Source organism: Tardiphaga sp. OK245 (genome assembly GCF_900108575.1).
GTDB lineage: Bacteria > Pseudomonadota > Alphaproteobacteria > Rhizobiales > Xanthobacteraceae > Tardiphaga > Tardiphaga robiniae.
Genome location: NZ_FNWZ01000006.1, coordinates 24516 through 41126 on the forward strand (window position 1 = coordinate 24516; position 16611 = coordinate 41126).

Consider the following 16611-nt stretch of genomic DNA (forward strand, 5'->3'; position numbering starts at 1 on the left):
ATGAGACCAATGAGACATCGCTCCATCCCATTCGCTCTGTTGGTCGCCGTTGCGGCGGCGCTCTCTGCTGCGCCTGCGGTCGCGCAGGTTATCGGAGTGCCCGGCAACCCGGCCTTGATCACGCCACTGCCGCCCGCACCGCCACCGCCGCGGATCGAAGTACCTGTCGTGCCTCAGCTCGGCGATCTGCCGCGGCAGCAGAATGTCCCGCAGGCGCGGAGGTCCTTCAGCGATCGTATCACCGACTGTTTGCAGGATGGCGCCGCTGCGGGTCTCGGCCCGAATGATCGTGCGACCTATTCGCGAGCCTGCGCCAATCGCTGATACGAGCGATTTGGTCTCGCGTGGCGCCCGTCTGTCGCGTAAATTGACGGCTGGCGAACAGGAATTGAGACCATCGATGCGTGAATTGTTTGACGAAGTGTACGGCCAGTCGCAGCTCGATCCGCAAGAGGCGGTGCGACGGTCGACGCGTGGTCCACAGCGCAAGCGTTTCTACAAGACCGTTGGGATGAGCGAGACACCGGATGGCTTTGCCATCATGCTCGACGACAAGACCGTGCGCACGCCGTCGCGCCATCCGCTGGTCGTTCCTACATCAGCCATTGCCGAGGTCATGGTTGCGGAATGGGATGCGCAGCAGGATGTTATCGATCCCACGAGCATGCCGGTGACGCGCCTGGCCAACAGCGTGATCGATGCGATCCGCGACGAGGCGCAGACCCAGGCAGTGGCTGACGATATCGCAAAATACTTCAGCACCGATCTGCTGTTCTATCGCGCCGGCTATCCCGAGGCGCTTATCGCGCGCGAGGCTGCGGCATGGGACCCTGTCTTGTTCTGGGCTGCCGATGATCTCGGCGCGCATTTCATCCTGGCTGAGGGCATCGTGCATGTCAGCCAGCCCGAACAGGCGATCGCATCTGCCCGCGCGGCGCTGCCGAGCGATCCATGGGCGATCGCCGCGCTGCATCTGGTGACGACGATCACCGGCTCGGCGCTGCTCGCGCTGGCGCTGCTCCATGGCCATCTGAATGCCGATCAGGTCTGGACCGCCGCCTTTGTCGACGAGGACTGGAATATCGAGAAGTGGGGCCTCGATGAGGAAGTCGCTGCGCGGCGTGCGGCGCGGCAGGTGGATTTCAAGGCTGCCGTGCTGGTGCTGAAGGCGGTCGCACCGTCAGCGGGTTAATCGGAAGTTAACGACCGTTAACTAGCGTAGCTGCACCATTGTCCGGTGCCGCTCACCATGCCGACTCCCGTCAACTCGATCTTACCGGTTGTCTCCGCGCAGGGCGTGGCGAGCGAAGTCGCGTTTCAGCCCGGCAGCGTGATTGCCGGCCGCGTGCTCTCGGTCTCGCCAGACAATCAGGTCCGTATCGCCATCGGGCACAGCACGATCGACGTGCAATCGCAGGTGCCGTTACAGGCCGGGCAGGTGCTGCAATTCGCCGTGTCGAAGACGGATAACGGCAATGTCCAGCTTGCCGTCGTCACCCCGCAGAACACAGGTGCAGGGCAGGCGGGCGGTACGTCCTCCGGCGACGTGACCCTCGCGCCAGACCTGCCGATCAATCTCGCCAATGCCATCGCGACCTCCAAGATCCAGCTGACATCGCGGGAAGCACAGGCGGTCTCCACTGCTACGCAAAGCGCCGTGACGCAGCAGGCGAGCCTTGCGACGCTGTTTGCCAATCTCGGTGTCGCCACTTCGTTGAAGGGGCTGCCGCAGCAGTTGCAGCAGGCGGTCGCGCAGGTACTGGCGCAACGCCCGCCGCTCGACAGCCAGCTCACCGGCGAGGAAGTCAAATCGGCGTTCCAGAATTCCGGCCTATTTCTGGAATCATCGCTGGCCAAGGGATCGCTGCCGCAAGGCGGCGTGCCCGACATGAAAGCGGCATTGATCGTGTTGCGCCAGGCGTTGGCGACGACGCTCGCCACAGCGAGTCCGACCCAGAGCACAACGCCAGCGACGGCGAATGCAGCGACACCGGAGCAGCCAGTATTGGCTCCGGCAAACGCGCTCCCCAATGTCGTGGCGCAGGTCACCGCACAGCAGGCGCAAGCTGCTGCGGTGACCGCGACCATGTTGCCCAAGGCCAGCATCAAGAACGACCCGCTGCAGCAGGCTGGGCTTCTCGCCGCAGACGAGCCCGGGCTCGATATCCCGGCCCAGACCGCACCGGCCGTGGCAAAAGCCCCCGAAGCGGCTGCACAACTGACGGCGAACCGGGCCGCGTTCAACTTGCTTCGCGACGCGCTGCAGACGGCTCCCAAGGGCATGGGTAGTGCGGCATCGCTGGTGTTCGACGACAGCATGATGATGGATCTGCTGCCCGCTACGAAGGCGCCAGCGGGCCAGCCGGGTGCCGAAACGAACATCGCGCGCAACACCCTGCCGCCGCCGCCGTTGCGCGGCGGGTTGCCGACGGCACAGGCGATGGCTTTGCCGACACTCCCGGCAAATGCGCCGCTGGGCACCACCGTGCATCATCTGCTCGCGGATACCGATGCGGCGCTGGCGCGCCAGACCCTGCTGCAGGTGGCATCCTTGCCGGATCGTGCGGACGGTCTTGCAGCGCCGCGGCTCGATCAGGCATCGCCGCGCTGGAGTTTCGAAATTCCATTTGCGGTGCCGGCCGGTACGGCCATGGCGCAATTCGAAATTTCGCGCGATGGCGGCAATGGTAGTGAGACTGAAGCGGCCAAGCAGGTCTGGCGTGCGCGCTTTTCACTCGATGTCGAGCCTGCTGGCCCGGTCCATGCGCTGGTCTCGCTGACCGGCGACAAGACGTCGGTGCGGATGTGGGCCGAGCGTCCGGCGACGGCGCTGCAGTTGCAGGCCGGTACGGCGCAGCTCAATCAGGCGCTGATCCGCGCCAATCTGCAGCCCGGGGATATCGTGGTCCGCGAGGGTGCACCGATGCAGCCCGCGCCCGCATCGGCGGGGCATTTTCTGGATCGCGCGCTATGATCGTGCAGCCCAAAAGATCGCTCGCCGTCGCGCTGCATTACGACAAGACCGGCGCGCCTGTTGTCACCGCGAAAGGCAAGGGCGCGATCGGTGAGAAGATCATCGAGGTCGCCAAGGCCCACGACATTCCCATCGAGGAAAATGAGGTACTCGCCGGCGCACTCTCGAATGTCGAAATCGGTGATGAGATTCCAGCCGAGCTCTACAAGGCTGTCGCGGAAGTGCTGGTCTTCGTGCTCAGGCTGTCGGGCCGCGCACACTAGCCTCGTCATTCGGCCGCGATACATGTCAGATCGTTGAACTGTTCTGCGCTGACCTTTCGAGGCTGGTGATCTCGCATCCGCGAGCTATCAACCCTCAGTCCGCCCGGCATGAATGTAGATTTGTTGCAGCGCATTTCCTATCGCGCACAAGCTGATGCTTGCCAAGTCCCAGCTTTGTGCAACTATGAAACCCGGGAGAGGCTAGTGCTCGCCTGACGCTGTGGGAATGGGGGATCACGTGAGTGAGACGCTGCATCCGAACGCTCCGCATCATCTGCCTGGCTTCATTACCGCTCCCGGCGAGACTGACACGCTCATGGTTGTGGTCGGAATCGTTCTGATCGGCTCCATCATGATGGTCGGCAATCTGTATCTGCGCCTGCACAGCATGCCGGAACGCATGGCGCACAAGTCGCAGAAGCTGCAGTTTGAAATCGTGGCCGTGTTGGGCCTGATCGCATTGTTCACCCATAACCATCTGTTCTGGATAATCGGGCTGTTGCTGGCGATGATCGATTTGCCGGATTTCAGCACGCCGTTGCGCAGTATCGCAGGATCGGTGCGGAAGATTGCCGACGGCGACGCTACCAGCGAAACCACCGAGCTGTCCGGTGAACCACCACCGCTCCCTATCGCGGCAGAAACATCGAGCCGTCCCGGGGAAGCCGGAGGGCACGATCATGCTTGAGCTTCTCCTCTGCTCGCTGCTGACGGTTTTTCCGGATTATCTCTATCGCCGCTACGGTCAAGGCAAGCGCCTGGGGCGGGAGATCACGTTCTATTCGGTGTGGTTCGAACTCAGATGGGGGATCACAGCCTGCGTGATGCTGACGGTCGCTCTGATCACGGTGATCTTCTATTTTCATCCATCCACGACAAGCGCGACCTTGTTCTATCGGACCGTGCCGATCCTTCCCGAGGTCAATGGCCGGGTGGCGGAGGTGCACGTCCAGTTCAGTGCCCCGGTCAGGAAGGGCGACGTGATCTTCCGGCTCGATAACGCCAAGCAGGAAGCGTCGATGGAGACCGCGCGGCGCAAGATTGCCGAGGTCGATGCGGCCATGCTGGCGGCGCAGGCCGATATTCTGAAGGCCGAAGGGCAGGCGCAGGAGGCCAAGGGGTCTTTTCAGCAGACCTCGGACGAACTCGATACCAAACGTGAATTGCAGAAGCGAAATCCTGGCATGGTGCCGCAACGCGACATCGAAAAACTCGAGGTGCTGCTGACCGGCCGCCAGGGGGCGCTTGATGCGGCCATGGCCGCGCGACAATCCGCGATGACGCGTATCTCCGCGCTGCTGCCGGCGGAGAAGGCCAGCGCGCAGGCGGCACTCGCGGAGGCGCAAGTCGATCTCGACAAGACGTTCATTCGCGCAGGCGTGGACGGGCGCGTCGAGCAGTTCACGCTTCGCGTCGGCGATGTCGTCAATCCCGTCATGCGATCAGCGGGCATTCTCATTCCGGAGAATGCGGGCCGCGTGCTCTCGGCAGGATTCGGGCAAATCGAAGCGCAGGTGATGAAGGTGGGCATGGTTGCCGAGGCGACCTGTATTTCGAAGCCGTGGACCGTCATCCCGATGGTGGTGACCGGCGTCCAGAATTATATCGCGGCTGGCCAGTTTCGCGGCGGCGAGCAGTTGGTGGAAGCGCAGCAAGTCCGCGCGCCGGGCACCATCCTCACATTCCTGGAGCCAATCTATCAGGGCGGTCTCGACGGCGTGACGCCCGGCAGTAGCTGTATCGTCAATGCCTATACCAGCAATCATGACGCCATCGCCGCGAAGGGGATCGGTTCTTTCAAGTGGCTGGCGCTTCATGCCGTCGATGCCGTTGGGGTCGTCCACGCGATGTTGCTGCGGATCCAGGCGTTGTTGCTTCCTGTCAAGACGCTGGTGATGAGCGGTCACTGAGCTCCGCGCGGTCTGCGGGGCGAGGCGATCGTTCCGGGACGCTCCGGAACTGGCGCTGTCATGCCCGTTGAACTAGCCTTCGTGAACAAGAAAAAAGCTCACGGAGGAAATCATGAAGTCCCCATCGCTCTGGATGTCGTCCATCGGACTGTCGTCGCTCGCGCTTGCAGCGGCCAGCGGCTGGTTTGCCGCCACCATGTTTGCCCAGCCTGCCACCAGCAAGGAGCCGCGCTTTCCGCAGCTCACCATGGATCAGCTCGACGCCAGGCAGAAGCCGCTCGGCGAGCAGGTGATGAAGGTCTCGAGCGTGGGTCTCGCCGGTCCCTATAATCCGATGATGCGCAGCCCGGTGCTCGGGCAAAAGCTGTTCGATCTGTTCGCCTATCTGCGCTGGGACACGTCCGTTCCGGTCAAGCTCAACGAATTCGCGATCATCATCATCGGGCGGCAATGGCGCTCGCAGGTCGAATGGTTCGCGCATGCGCCACTCGCGCAGAAAGCGGGATTGTCGCCGGAGATCATCGCCGATCTCAAGGCCAACAAGCGGCCCGCCAACATGGCTGAGGACGAGGCGACGGTGTACGACTTCGTCACCGAGCTGACGAACACGCACAAGGTCTCCGACGCGACCTATGCGCGTGCCAGGAAGATCTTCAACGATCAGCAGATCGTCGATCTCACGGCCGTGGCCGGCAATTACGTGATGGTGGCGATGTTACTGGCGATGGCGGAGGAGAGCACACCGCCCGGCAAGGAGGTGCCGTTCAAGCCCGGCGAGCCGTGAGGCCGCGCGTCAGGCAGCCTTGATCGGGTTGCCGGTTGTCGGGTTTTCCGCCGTGGCCGGTGCGGTCGCATCCTTGCCGATGCGGCCGAGATGGGTGAAGCGGAAACCGGCGTCGTATTTCAGCCCGTAGCCGAGTGCGCGGTCGAAGCCGATATGGGCGAACCAGACCAGTGCGATCGAACCGGCGATCGGCTCGGCGGTGGCGATACCGGCCAGCGCGAGCAGCAGCGGCGCGATGGTCGCGTGCACCAGATTATAGACGCCCGCGCCGATCCGCGGGCCCGCCAGATAGGCCAGCATGCTGAGGTCCGGGACGAAGAAAAACAGGGCATAGATCTGCCAGGGCGCGCCCGAGATCCAGTAGAACAGCGTCATTCCGACAAACAGCGCCACGCCTTCCCAGCGCAGCAGGTCACGCACGCCGCCCGTGGCTGCGCCACTGTTTTCATTGATCACGATATTGGTCATCCGGCGCTCTCCCTTGTCTGATCCGGATATAGGCAGGATCGCCGCCGGCGCCATGCGATTTTGGGGGATTCAACCCTTCCTGATGGGCGTTTCCACCGTCGAAAACCCCATGCTAGAACCTCGCCCAAACCCTGCGGCTGCCGCGGGCGATAACACGTGACATTGACGGGCTGGAGCACATGAAAGACATCCTGGACACCCTCGAAGCGCGTCGTGCAGGCGCCAAACTGGGCGGCGGCGAGACGCGGATCGAGTCGCAGCACAGCAAGGGCAAGCTGACCGCCCGCGAGCGCATCGAGCTTTTGCTCGACAAGGGGTCCTTCGAGGAATTCGACATGTTCGTCGAACACCGCTCCGTGGAATTTGGCATGGAAAAGTCCAAGATTCCCGGTGACGGCGTCGTCACCGGCTGGGGCACCGTCAACGGTCGCAAGACCTTCGTCTTCGCCAAGGATTTCACCGTGTTCGGCGGTTCGCTGTCCGAGACCCACGCGCTCAAGATCACTAAGCTGCAGGATATGGCGATGAAGGCGCGGGCGCCGATCATCGGCCTCTATGACGCCGGCGGCGCGCGCATCCAGGAAGGTGTCGCGGCGCTCGCGGGTTACTCCTACGTGTTCCGCCGCAACGTCCAGGCCTCGGGCGTGATCCCGCAGATCTCCGTCATCATGGGACCCTGCGCCGGCGGTGACGTTTATTCGCCGGCCATGACTGACTTCATCTTCATGGTGAAGAACACCAGCTATATGTTCGTCACCGGCCCCGATGTTGTGAAGACCGTGACCAACGAGGTCGTCACTGCCGAAGAACTCGGCGGCGCAAGCGTGCATGCGACGAAATCCTCGATCGCCGACGGCGCCTTCGAGAATGACGTCGAGACGCTGTTGCAGATGCGCCGGCTGATCGACTTCCTGCCGGCCAACAATACCGAAGGCGTGCCGGAATGGCCGAGCTTCGACGACATCGAGCGTACCGACTTCTCGCTGGACACGCTGATCCCCGACAATCCGAACAAGCCCTACGACATGAAGGAGCTGATCCTGAAGGTCGTGGACGAAGGCGATTTCTTCGAGATCGCCGAGACCTTCGCCAAGAACATCGTCACCGGCTTCGGTCGCATTGCCGGCAAGACAGTCGGCTTCGTCGCCAACCAGCCGATGGTGCTGGCCGGCGTGCTCGACAGCGACGCCTCGCGCAAGGCTGCGCGCTTCGTGCGCTTCTGCGACGCCTTCAACATTCCGATCGTGACTTTCGTCGACGTGCCGGGCTTCCTGCCGGGCACCGCGCAGGAATATGGCGGCCTCATCAAGCACGGCGCCAAGCTGCTGTTCGCCTACAGCCAGTGCACCGTGCCATTGGTCACCGTGATCACCCGCAAGGCCTATGGCGGCGCCTTCGACGTGATGGCCTCGAAGGAAATCGGCGCCGACATGAACTATGCCTGGCCGACGGCGCAGATCGCCGTGATGGGTGCCAAGGGTGCGGTGGAGATCATCTTCCGCCAGGACATCGGCGACGCCGACAAGATCGCCGCGCGCACCAAGGAATATGAAGACCGTTTTCTGTCACCCTTCGTCGCGGCCGAGCGCGGCTATATCGACGACGTGATCATGCCGCACTCCACCCGCAAGCGCATCGCCCGCGCGCTGGCGATGCTGAAGGACAAGCATCTGGAAGTGCCGATGAAGAAGCACGACAATATGCCGTTGTGAGTTTATTGCAGTGCGGCGTAGGGCTTAACTTGCGATACAGTATATCTCCGTGATTGGATGCTCGTTAAGCGGGTGTTCGGGCGGGGGACTGTATGGCCGGTGTGTTCAGGAAAACCGAAATCGAGCCGATTGACGGCACGCCGGTCAAGCGGATGTTCTGGTCCATTATAAGCGACTACAATCTGAAGACCGCGCTTTCAGAATTGGTAGACAATGCGCTTGATGTTTGGATGCGCAATGGAGCGACGGTTACTCCCAAAATTGAGATTACGCTCGATCCGGACCGACAACTCATCTCGGTAATCGATAATGCCGGTGGGGTCGGACATGATGATCTTAAACTTCTAGTGGCTCCAGGTGGAAGCAAGAATGACCCAAATGCCGAGCGTATTGGGATATTCGGAGTTGGCAGCAAGCGCGCTGGAATAGCATTAGGAGAGCAAGTTGAGATTCGGACTCGGCTTCGCAGTGAGCGGAGTTTGGAGTTGGATATCACAAAGGAGTGGCTCGAATCCGAGGATTGGGAGCTTGCTGCGTATGAAATTCCAGAAATTGCACCAAGCACCACGCAGATTGATATTTCGCGTCTGCGGCGCCCCTTCATCAAAACAGATATCGGTGATCTTCGCGCGCATATAGGTGAAACATACGGTTGGTTCATCGATCGCGGCTGTTCAATTGAAGTCAACGAAGTGGCCACAGGCTCAGAAAATTTTGAGCAATGGGCTTATCCGCCGAATTTCCCACCACGCGTTGCATCGTTTGAAGCGGATTTTGGCAAAGACGGAAAAGTACTCTGCGAAATAACTGTGGGGCTGATCATAGACCGCGACCCTAAAGCAGAGAATTATGGAGCATATTTTTATTGCAATCATCGACTTGTCGTTAAAGAGCTCAGAACGCGCGATGTCGGCTACCATAGTGAAATTGGCGTGCCGCATCCTGACGTATCCCTTTGTCGAGCAATCGTCCGTCTGCAGGGGCCCGCTGCATTGATGCCTTGGAATAGCACGAAGAGCGGCATCAATATTGCGCATCCTGTATTTGAGCGCCTGCGACCAACCTTAGTCGAGATGATGGTCCATTTTAGTTCGCTTTCTCGGCGGCTCAAAGATGATCGAGAGAGCCAAGTATTTCAATACGAATCCGGAAAAATAGAAAAAATCGAGCCTATTGGAAGCGGAGAAAGATCTCATCTGGTGCTTCCGCCTCTGCCTCGAGTGCGCAAGACTGCGGTCGCTGACCTGAAAGAAGAAAATTCCCAAAAATTAAAAGATATGCCATGGACGCTTGGGCTTGTCGAAGCAATCGGAGTTATCGACGTAGTTAGAAGACAAAAGTTACAAACAAAAAATCGGATCGCGCTTATTCTCTTGGATAGCAATTTTGAAATCGCTCTCAAGGAATTCATTGTTCATCGAACTGATCTCTTTCCAAAAAAAGAATATGGTGACGCGAAGATAAAAGAGCTGTTTGGCAAGCGGCATCTTGTTGTGGCGGAGATACGTAAGCGTGCGCGGATCCCAGAAAATCTTATCACGATTGCGGAGCATTACTACGAGCAGCGTAATAAGCTGATTCACGAGCGGGCTACTATGGATGTTGTTGACAAAGATATTGAGAACTACCGGTCAACGATCGAGCAGATTTTAGCGGTCTTGTTTGGATTGAGTTTCTCCACGTAGTTCATAGCGCGAATTACTTCTGCGTATACCGCCGGCCTTGCGAAATCCGTCTCAGGCAGAAGTTCAACGGAAATGCACATGACAAAGCCCTTGATCTATATCACCCACATTTTCGCTTTTCTGACATTCGTTGGCTTCACGGTTAAGGCCGCCCGCGCCGATGAAACTGTCACCGTCGGTGGCTCGCGCGCCGTGCTCATCAAGCCTGCGTCGCCGCGCGCCAGCGTGATCCTGATGCCCGGCGGCAGCGGCGCCATCAGCCCCCGCGAACATGGCGAGATCAACGGGCTGAGGGGCAATCAGCTCGTGCGCACCCGCAGCGCCTATGCGGCGCGGGGGCTGGCGGTGCTGGTGGTCGATGCGGGGACCGATCTGTCCAGCGCGGTGCAGTACATGGCCGCAATCAAGCGCCCGGTGACGGTGGTGGCGACCAGCCGCGGCACACAGCGTGCCGCCGAGGGGATCGCGCGGGGCGCGCGGCCGGATGCGCTGGTGCTGACCTCGGGCTTTCTCAGCGCGGAGTCAGGCAGTGGCAGCAATGTGATGTCGATTATCGGCTCGCCCTCGGCGCTGCCGCGCACGCTGGTCATCCATCATCGCAACGATGGCTGCAAAGTCACTGCGCCGGCGGGCGTCGACCCATTCGTGAAATGGTCGGCCGGGCGCGCCCGAGTGGCCTGGCTGAGCGGCGGACGCAATGACGGCGACCCGTGTGAGGCGCGGGGATATCATGGTTTCAACGGACTCGATGGCCAGGTCGTCGGGCTCGCTGCCGGCTTTCGATAACGGAGAGATGCCGAATGTGTGAGTTCCCGCGCACATTCAGTTTCCATTCATGCCACTGGTCCGATCCTGATGCCCTCACGGATATCAGGAGGGATCGCGATGGAACGCCGTCATTTTCTGAAGATCGCCTTCGGCTTTGCCGCGGGCGTCGGCTTGGCCGCTCAGGCCGTCACGCAGGTTCAGGCCGCCCCGCTGCTGCCGGCCAATCCACTCGACAATCACAAGCCGGGCAACGAACCGCAGCCTGCCGTGGCGTCGCAGGACGACGTCGATCGTCTCCAGCCTGAGCAAGTCCAGTGGCGTCGCCGCGGCTGGCGGCGTCGCCGGTTCTGGGGTTATCGCCGCCGGCATTGGGGCTGGCGTCGCCGTTATCGGGTCCGTCGTCGCTACTGGCGCCGCCGGTACTGGTAGGGCAAGCCCGTTTGTGCTGACGCTCAGTCTCTCCAGGGCGTCAGCGGTTTGGTCTGGCCGGGTTCAATGCCGCTCAGGTGGCGACGCACGTTGTCATAGCTGCGATCGCCGGGGGCAAAGGTCTGCGAGCCGTCAGCCGGCTTGCCGTCCACCGTGCGGGTGAAATGCAGCACCAGGCTGTCATCGGCATTCATGGTGGCGCTGCCATAATAGGGCATCGACAGCCGCGCGTCCTCCGCCATGGCCGCGCCAGCCATGAGTAGAATGGGGAAAGTGAGAAACAGACGGGTCATGACACCTCCTGCTGTGAGGTTGTGATGGAGGCTCAGGAAGATGGCGGGGATTTGTCCGCCGCCGGTCACCGCATGCACGGATTTGTGTTACAGGTCGCCGTCATCCGCTACCGACGAGTCCCATGCCCCATACCGAAGCCCTGCTGTTTCCGCTCGCCATGATCGCGCTCGTTGCCGAAGCGATGACGGCTGCGCTAGCGGCCGGGCGGCGCAAGATGGACTGGCTCGGCGTCGCCATGCTCGGTTGCATCACGGCGCTCGGCGGTGGTTCGGTGCGCGACATGCTGCTCGGGCACTATCCGCTGTGGTGGGTGAAGAGCCCGTATCTGCTGCTGCTGACCGGCGGTGCGGCGCTGCTGACCATCGGGCTTGCGCGCGTGGTGCATCGCTTCCACGCGCTGTTTCTGGTGCTCGATGCCATCGGTCTCGTGGTCTTCACCATCATGGGCTGCAACATCGCGCTTGCCATGGATCAGCCGCTGCTGATTGTCGTGGTGGCCGGGATGATCACTGGCTGCGTCGGCGGCGTGCTCCGCGACGTGCTGTGCAACGACGTGCCGCTGCTGTTTCGCGCCGAACTCTATGCCAGCGTCTCGATCGTCACGGGGCTTCTCTATATCGGCGGGATCAAATACGGATTCAGTCCCGATCTGGTGACGTTGGTTGCCGCTGTGACCGGTTTGGTATTCCGCCTGCTGGCAATCCGGCTGAAGCTGGAAATGCCGAAATTCATCTATGACAGCGACGCCAAATAGCGTGCGGCGTCAGCGCAGCCCCATGCAGCTCGCATAGAACGTCGTCGTGGCCGGCCAGTCGGAAAACACACCGCGCACGCCGACGTCTCTCGCCAGCACGTCCAGCACCGTCAGCGTGTCGCCGTCGCGGTCGATGGCGGGTTTGACCGAGCGATGGAAGAAAACGCCGCCGTTTGCGAGCGGCCCGTCGCGCTCGAGCGACCAGGTGATCAGATCGAGCCCGGCGTCGCGCGCTGCCTTGGCATAAGGGGAGGGCACGATCTTGTTGGTGCCATCAAGCGTCAGCAGCATGTAGATCGGCGGCGCGAGAATCTTGACGCGGGCAGCCTTGAGTTCGGCCATAGACGGTTTCCACGTTTCCGCGCGCATGTGATCGAAACCCGGTGTTTCATAGCGGCCGTCGAGATAGACCGCCTGCGCGCCGAATTCCGGCGCGGTGCGGATCCAGAACGTGATGTCGTTGAGATCGAAGCTCTGGGCAAATACGTCGCCAGGCGGAATGCCGGCGGCACGATATTCGTCGAGCATCTGGGTCGCGTATTTCTCCTGGCTGTAATCGCCGTCGAACGGCATCGGCACTTCCGGCGCCTTCAGCTCCGGCGTGAATTTGGCGCCGAGGCTCTTGATCAGCGCGATGCTTTCCGCGTGGGTCATCAGCGTGCCCGAGCTGGCATAGAGGTCGGTGCGCCAGCGCGGCGTGCCGTTCTGATAATCAGCAACGGTCGTGGCAGAGGTGTTGGCGGCATCCATCTTCGCCGTCAGCGTCCTGAACTCCGCCAGCGTGATGTCGCTGGTACAGCATTTCGCCGACGCCTTCTTGCCGGTGGCGGGATCGGCAGGGCTGAAGGGTTGCGTGCACTTCGCTGCAAGCGATGGCACCGACAGGATGTTCGTTGTCGTATGCAGGTCGCATTGCGAATGCCGGCAGACCAACTGGCGGTCCTTCGTAAAGGTCACGTCGCATTCGATCACGCCGGCGCCCATGCGCGCCGCAGCGAGATAGGACTCCCGTGTATGCTCGGGAAATTGCAGCGGCGCGCCGCGATGGGCGATGGAGAAATCGCTCTTGCGAAACGGCCCGGTGCAGGTGCTCAGCTTTGCCTTCAGCGGGCCGTCTTTCATCTTGTCGACGAGATAGAACGGCCGCGGGCCGAGCTGCGGCTCGGGCAGGGGAATGGTTTCGGCGCGGCCGGCCGTCAGCGATGAGAGGCCGAAGAGCCCGACCAGAATGAGACGACGCAAAGCGCGCGACATGACGATCCCCAGAATAGCGAAGTGCCATTCTGTCATCTTCGTGTGACGGCCGTAACCGCCGCGTGGGCAACAAAAAACCCCGCCAGTGGCGGGGTCTTCGTCGTCAGGATTGTGCAGCGATCACCAGCGGCGGATGCAGCGGCCGTAGGGATTGCGGAAGAAGCCGGGAGGGCAGTAACCCGGGCCGCGCGGCGGCGGACCACGGAACATCGGACGGCAACCGCCATAGGGACCACGGGCATAGCCGGGGCCACAGCCTTGAGCGACCTGGATTACGCCAGCCGTCTCGGCTGCGCTGAGCGGTGCCAGGGGCATTGCATTGGCGGCACCAAGGCCTCCGACGCTGACGGCGAACAGAGCCGCAGCAAAGATCGTCTTCATTCGTGTTCTCCCTCGATGGCGCCGCGATGCGGCGCAGAGAATAATGATGGCATCGCATCACCCGCTGCAGAAACTCTTACGGGGCAAGAAAATTGCTGGGGATCAACGCTGCACAGCACGATTAAGCCGATTCGATCTGAATACAGCATGAATGTTTCGGGATATCCGCGTAGCAGGGCGCGGCAGTTGCTACTTCGCCGCGAGAAATCCCAGCATCAATTCGTTGAATTTCGCCGGTGCATCGAGAAACACGATATGGCCCGCGTCCGGCAGCACCTCGGCCTTCGCGTTCGGCATCTTCGCTGCCAGCGCTTTCGCGAGATCGGCGTTCTGCCCCATCTTCGGCCGCAATGCTTCCGGCGCATTCGGCTTGCCCGGTGCGTTATGATCGTCGGCGCCCATGATGAACAGGGTCGGCAGGGCGATCAGCGGAATTTCGTGGACCACGGGTTCGCGATAGATCATCTGCGCCGAACTGACGAAGGCGCGCAGCCAGCGCGGATATTCCGGCGACCCCTTGATGTTGAAACGCGCGTCGATGAAGGGCGTTACCTGGTCGGGCTGCATCTTCAGCGAATAGTTCACCTCGAGCTGTTTGCGGTAACCTTCCGCCGTCAGCTTGTCTTCGTTCTCCAAGATCTTCTCAGTCGGCGTCGGTGGCACATAGAGCCGATAGTCTTCCAGTCCGATCGGCGCCGCGAGCAGCAGGTGATCGATGCGATCGGGATAAGCGCGCGCGATACGGACGCTCAACATGCCGCCCAGCGAATGCGCGACGATGTCGAATTTCGCGATCCCGAGGTGATCCATCAGCGCAACAGTGTTGCGGGCAAGGTTGTCGAAATGCAGATCGCCTGATGGCTTCGATGATTTGCCGAAGCCGATCTGGTCGGGGACCACGACGCGGTAACCTGCCTCGTTCAACGTGCCGATCACCGGCGCCCAGTAGCTCGATGGAAAATTGCGGCCGTGCAATAGCACCACGGTTCGGCCGTTGGGCTTGGTCGATGGCACGTCCATATAGGCCATGCGCAGCTGCTCGCCGTCATTGACCAGCGGCAGCATGTTGACGGGGTAGGGATAGGGGAAACCTTCGAGGCCGATGCCGTAGGGCTCGCGCGCCGCAGGAGGCTCGGCCGCTCGCGATGAGGTGAACGGCAGGGTTGCAATCAGTGCAGCGAGCAGCAGGCGGTTCATCGGGGGGCTCCGGGGGAAGGAAGGTCGGGCGCGGTTTCAGGCTGCATTGCGGCGAAGGTAAGCCGGCGTCTTCACGTTTTCCGGATGGCGTCGCCGGTGGTGCCGAACAATGCCTCGAAACGCTTCTCACCGCTGCGGGTGAAATGCACTACGCGGCTGCCGGGCGAGGGGTCTCTGGCCGCCCATTTCATGGCAGTGAATGAGGTCATGATGGCGGCGCCGAGTGTGCCGGCCAGATGATGGCGCCGCTCGCTCCAGTCGAGGCAGGCCTTGCAGACCGGCCGGCGCGGATGAGTCAGCGTCGCCGGATCGATCCTCAATTCTTCAGCAACGAACCGGCTGCCTTGGGTCGTGAGTTCGATGACCCGCTCGGTCTGCCGGATCAGCTTCTGTGCCCGCATACTGTCGAACATCTGCACGCCGAGATCGCCGGCGAGATGGTCGTAGCAAATCCGCGCGCGGCGCAATGCGGGTTCTTTCGGCCCGGTGCGAACGCGGAGATGGCCCGCGCGGGCTGCCAGGCCGGCCAGACCTTCCAGCACACCGGCGACATCGGGCCCGGTGAGGCGATAATAGCGATGGCGCCCTTGTTTTTCCGGCTCGATCAGGCCGCCGGCTTCAAGCTTGGAGAGGTGTGAGCTCGCGGTCGGCGCCGTAATCCCGGCTTCCTGGGCGAGCTCGCTCGCAGTCAACGCACGGCCTGTCATGAGTGCCGTCAGCATATTGGCGCGTGCAGGATCGCCAACAAGTGCAGCGACCATGGCGATGTCCGGGCCTGCTTTCATACTTCGACGCTAATCAAAGTATTGCGGTCGAGCAAGCGGCTATATCCAGGTATCTGCAGAGGGAGCCGCCATGACGATCACTGTCTTCATTCGCTATCAGATCGATCCGTTCAAACGCACATTGTTCGAGGCCTATGCCAAGCGCTGGCTGACGATTATTCCCAAATGCGGTGGTGATCTGCAGGGCTATTGGATGCCGCATGAAGGAACGAACAACATCGCATTCGGCCTGATCTCGTTTCCAAGTCTCGCGGCCTATGAGGCATACCGCGCCAGACTGCGCACTGACGCTGACGGCGTCGCGAATTTCGCGTCGGCCGAGGAGCACCAGTTCATCCTGGCGGAAGAGCGCACATTCCTGCGCCAGGTGACCGCATAGTCATGCGCGACAAAGCCGCGGGCATTGATGTCCGCAGCTTTGTCTGCCCGTCGCGCCGTTACTTCGGCGCGCCGCCCTTCGAGCTGTCGATCTCGGTGCCGGTCGGAGCCGATTGAGGGGCCTGCGGTCGCGCAGGTGCCGCACCGGTGGTGACACCGGGCTGATTGTTGGTCGGCGTCACGTCACGTACGCCGGGAGCCACTGGCGGCTTCGAATAGGAATCCGCGACGTTGTTGGTTGGCGCCGGCGCCTTTGGCGTGCTGTCCTGCGTCGCCGGGGCGGATTGGGATGCGGTCTTCGTCGCGTCGCCCGGATTCATCGATGTATTGTTCAGGCCGTAGAATACGGCGCCGAGCAAGACAACAATGCCAAGTGCATAAATAGCCATGCGGCTGCCGCTGGCTGGCCCTTCCGCGAGTTCAGGATCGGCCTGCAGCTCATTGTCGAGCCGCGCAGGATTGCGGATGTCATCAGCGGGATTTGGACGATACGGATCATTGGGATTGGGAATGTTCGCCATGTCGTGTCCTCCTGTGCGGCAAGACAATCGTCAGATGAGGTGCATGTTCCAGAG

Annotated in this window: 20 protein-coding genes; 13 read left to right on the forward strand and 7 right to left on the reverse strand. The window is 61.4% G+C overall.

Going from position 1 to position 16611, the window contains the following annotated elements; genetic code table 11:
• The 7 genes from BLW80_RS26555 to BLW80_RS26585 all read left to right on the forward strand — a co-directional run bounded on the left by BLW80_RS26555 (position 1) and on the right by BLW80_RS26585 (position 5931).
• Positions 1–324: a hypothetical protein gene (locus BLW80_RS26555; protein ID WP_093761535.1), complete on the forward strand. Its 324-nt coding sequence runs from the start codon at positions 1–3 to the stop codon at positions 322–324.
• A gap of 76 nt (positions 325–400) precedes the next feature.
• A complete protein-coding gene (locus tag BLW80_RS26560) occupies positions 401–1192 on the forward strand; it encodes an ATP12 family chaperone protein (RefSeq protein ID WP_093761232.1) in 792 nt (263 codons plus the stop codon).
• Positions 1193–1249: 57 nt separating this feature from the next.
• On the forward strand, positions 1250–2974 hold the full coding sequence (gene fliK, locus BLW80_RS26565) for a flagellar hook-length control protein FliK (protein WP_093761537.1): 1725 nt from the start codon (positions 1250–1252) through the stop codon (positions 2972–2974).
• Positions 2971–3237: an EscU/YscU/HrcU family type III secretion system export apparatus switch protein gene (locus BLW80_RS26570; protein ID WP_093761235.1), complete on the forward strand. Its 267-nt coding sequence runs from the start codon at positions 2971–2973 to the stop codon at positions 3235–3237. The genes fliK and BLW80_RS26570 overlap by 4 nt, the downstream gene beginning before the upstream one ends.
• A 238-nt stretch (positions 3238–3475) precedes the next feature.
• Positions 3476–3925, forward strand: a complete 450-nt coding sequence (locus BLW80_RS26575; protein WP_244528455.1) for a hypothetical protein — start codon at positions 3476–3478, stop codon at positions 3923–3925.
• Complete coding sequence (locus tag BLW80_RS26580; protein WP_093761237.1) at positions 3918–5147, forward strand: HlyD family secretion protein; 1230 nt, start codon at positions 3918–3920, stop codon at positions 5145–5147. Before BLW80_RS26575 ends, BLW80_RS26580 begins: the two co-directional genes overlap by 8 nt.
• 112 nt (positions 5148–5259) lie before the next feature.
• Complete coding sequence (locus BLW80_RS26585; protein ID WP_093761239.1) at positions 5260–5931, forward strand: carboxymuconolactone decarboxylase family protein; 672 nt, start codon at positions 5260–5262, stop codon at positions 5929–5931.
• A gap of 9 nt (positions 5932–5940) precedes the next feature.
• Here the strand turns inward: BLW80_RS26585 and BLW80_RS26590 are convergent, their stop codons facing one another.
• A complete protein-coding gene (locus tag BLW80_RS26590; RefSeq protein ID WP_093761539.1) occupies positions 5941–6399 on the reverse strand; it encodes a DUF4260 domain-containing protein in 459 nt (152 codons plus the stop codon).
• A gap of 179 nt (positions 6400–6578) precedes the next feature.
• Between BLW80_RS26590 and BLW80_RS26595 the strand changes: the two genes are divergently transcribed.
• From BLW80_RS26595 to BLW80_RS26610, 4 genes are all read left to right on the forward strand, one after another.
• On the forward strand, positions 6579–8111 hold the full coding sequence (locus BLW80_RS26595; RefSeq protein WP_093761241.1) for an acyl-CoA carboxylase subunit beta: 1533 nt from the start codon (positions 6579–6581) through the stop codon (positions 8109–8111).
• A 92-nt stretch (positions 8112–8203) separates the two neighbouring features.
• Positions 8204–9796 (forward strand): ATP-binding protein, encoded by a 1593-nt coding sequence (locus BLW80_RS26600; RefSeq protein ID WP_093761243.1) that lies wholly within the window; start codon positions 8204–8206, stop codon positions 9794–9796.
• A gap of 78 nt (positions 9797–9874) precedes the next feature.
• Positions 9875–10582 carry an alpha/beta hydrolase gene (locus tag BLW80_RS26605; RefSeq protein WP_093761541.1) on the forward strand — a complete coding sequence of 236 codons (708 nt, stop codon included), beginning with the start codon at positions 9875–9877 and terminating at the stop codon, positions 10580–10582.
• A gap of 99 nt (positions 10583–10681) precedes the next feature.
• A complete protein-coding gene (locus BLW80_RS26610) occupies positions 10682–10993 on the forward strand; it encodes a hypothetical protein (RefSeq protein ID WP_093761245.1) in 312 nt (103 codons plus the stop codon).
• A gap of 23 nt (positions 10994–11016) precedes the next feature.
• Here BLW80_RS26610 and BLW80_RS26615 read toward each other — a convergent pair whose 3' ends face one another.
• A complete protein-coding gene (locus BLW80_RS26615) occupies positions 11017–11286 on the reverse strand; it encodes a hypothetical protein (RefSeq protein WP_139285956.1) in 270 nt (89 codons plus the stop codon).
• 122 nt (positions 11287–11408) lie between these two features.
• Between BLW80_RS26615 and BLW80_RS26620 the strand changes: the two genes are divergently transcribed.
• Positions 11409–12041: a trimeric intracellular cation channel family protein gene (locus tag BLW80_RS26620; protein ID WP_093761249.1), complete on the forward strand. Its 633-nt coding sequence runs from the start codon at positions 11409–11411 to the stop codon at positions 12039–12041.
• Positions 12042–12050: 9 nt separating this feature from the next.
• Here BLW80_RS26620 and BLW80_RS26625 read toward each other — a convergent pair whose 3' ends face one another.
• The 4 genes from BLW80_RS26625 to BLW80_RS26640 form a co-directional block, all read right to left on the reverse strand.
• Positions 12051–13295 (reverse strand): glycerophosphodiester phosphodiesterase family protein, encoded by a 1245-nt coding sequence (locus BLW80_RS26625; protein WP_093761251.1) that lies wholly within the window; start codon positions 13293–13295, stop codon positions 12051–12053.
• Between the two features lie 120 nt (positions 13296–13415).
• Positions 13416–13676, reverse strand: a complete 261-nt coding sequence (locus BLW80_RS26630) for a GCG_CRPN prefix-to-repeats domain-containing protein (RefSeq protein WP_093761253.1) — start codon at positions 13674–13676, stop codon at positions 13416–13418.
• A gap of 189 nt (positions 13677–13865) precedes the next feature.
• Positions 13866–14873 (reverse strand): alpha/beta fold hydrolase, encoded by a 1008-nt coding sequence (locus tag BLW80_RS26635; RefSeq protein ID WP_093761255.1) that lies wholly within the window; start codon positions 14871–14873, stop codon positions 13866–13868.
• A 71-nt stretch (positions 14874–14944) separates the two neighbouring features.
• On the reverse strand, positions 14945–15658 hold the full coding sequence (locus BLW80_RS26640) for an ArsR/SmtB family transcription factor (RefSeq protein WP_093761257.1): 714 nt from the start codon (positions 15656–15658) through the stop codon (positions 14945–14947).
• A 70-nt stretch (positions 15659–15728) separates the two neighbouring features.
• On the opposite strand from BLW80_RS26640, the gene BLW80_RS26645 reads away from it, so the two are divergent.
• Entirely contained in the window at positions 15729–16037 is a 309-nt protein-coding gene (locus BLW80_RS26645; RefSeq protein ID WP_093761259.1) for an NIPSNAP family protein, read from the forward strand.
• Between the two features lie 58 nt (positions 16038–16095).
• Here the strand turns inward: BLW80_RS26645 and BLW80_RS26650 are convergent, their stop codons facing one another.
• Positions 16096–16557, reverse strand: a complete 462-nt coding sequence (locus BLW80_RS26650) for a hypothetical protein (protein ID WP_093761261.1) — start codon at positions 16555–16557, stop codon at positions 16096–16098.
• Positions 16558–16611 lie beyond the last annotated feature (54 nt).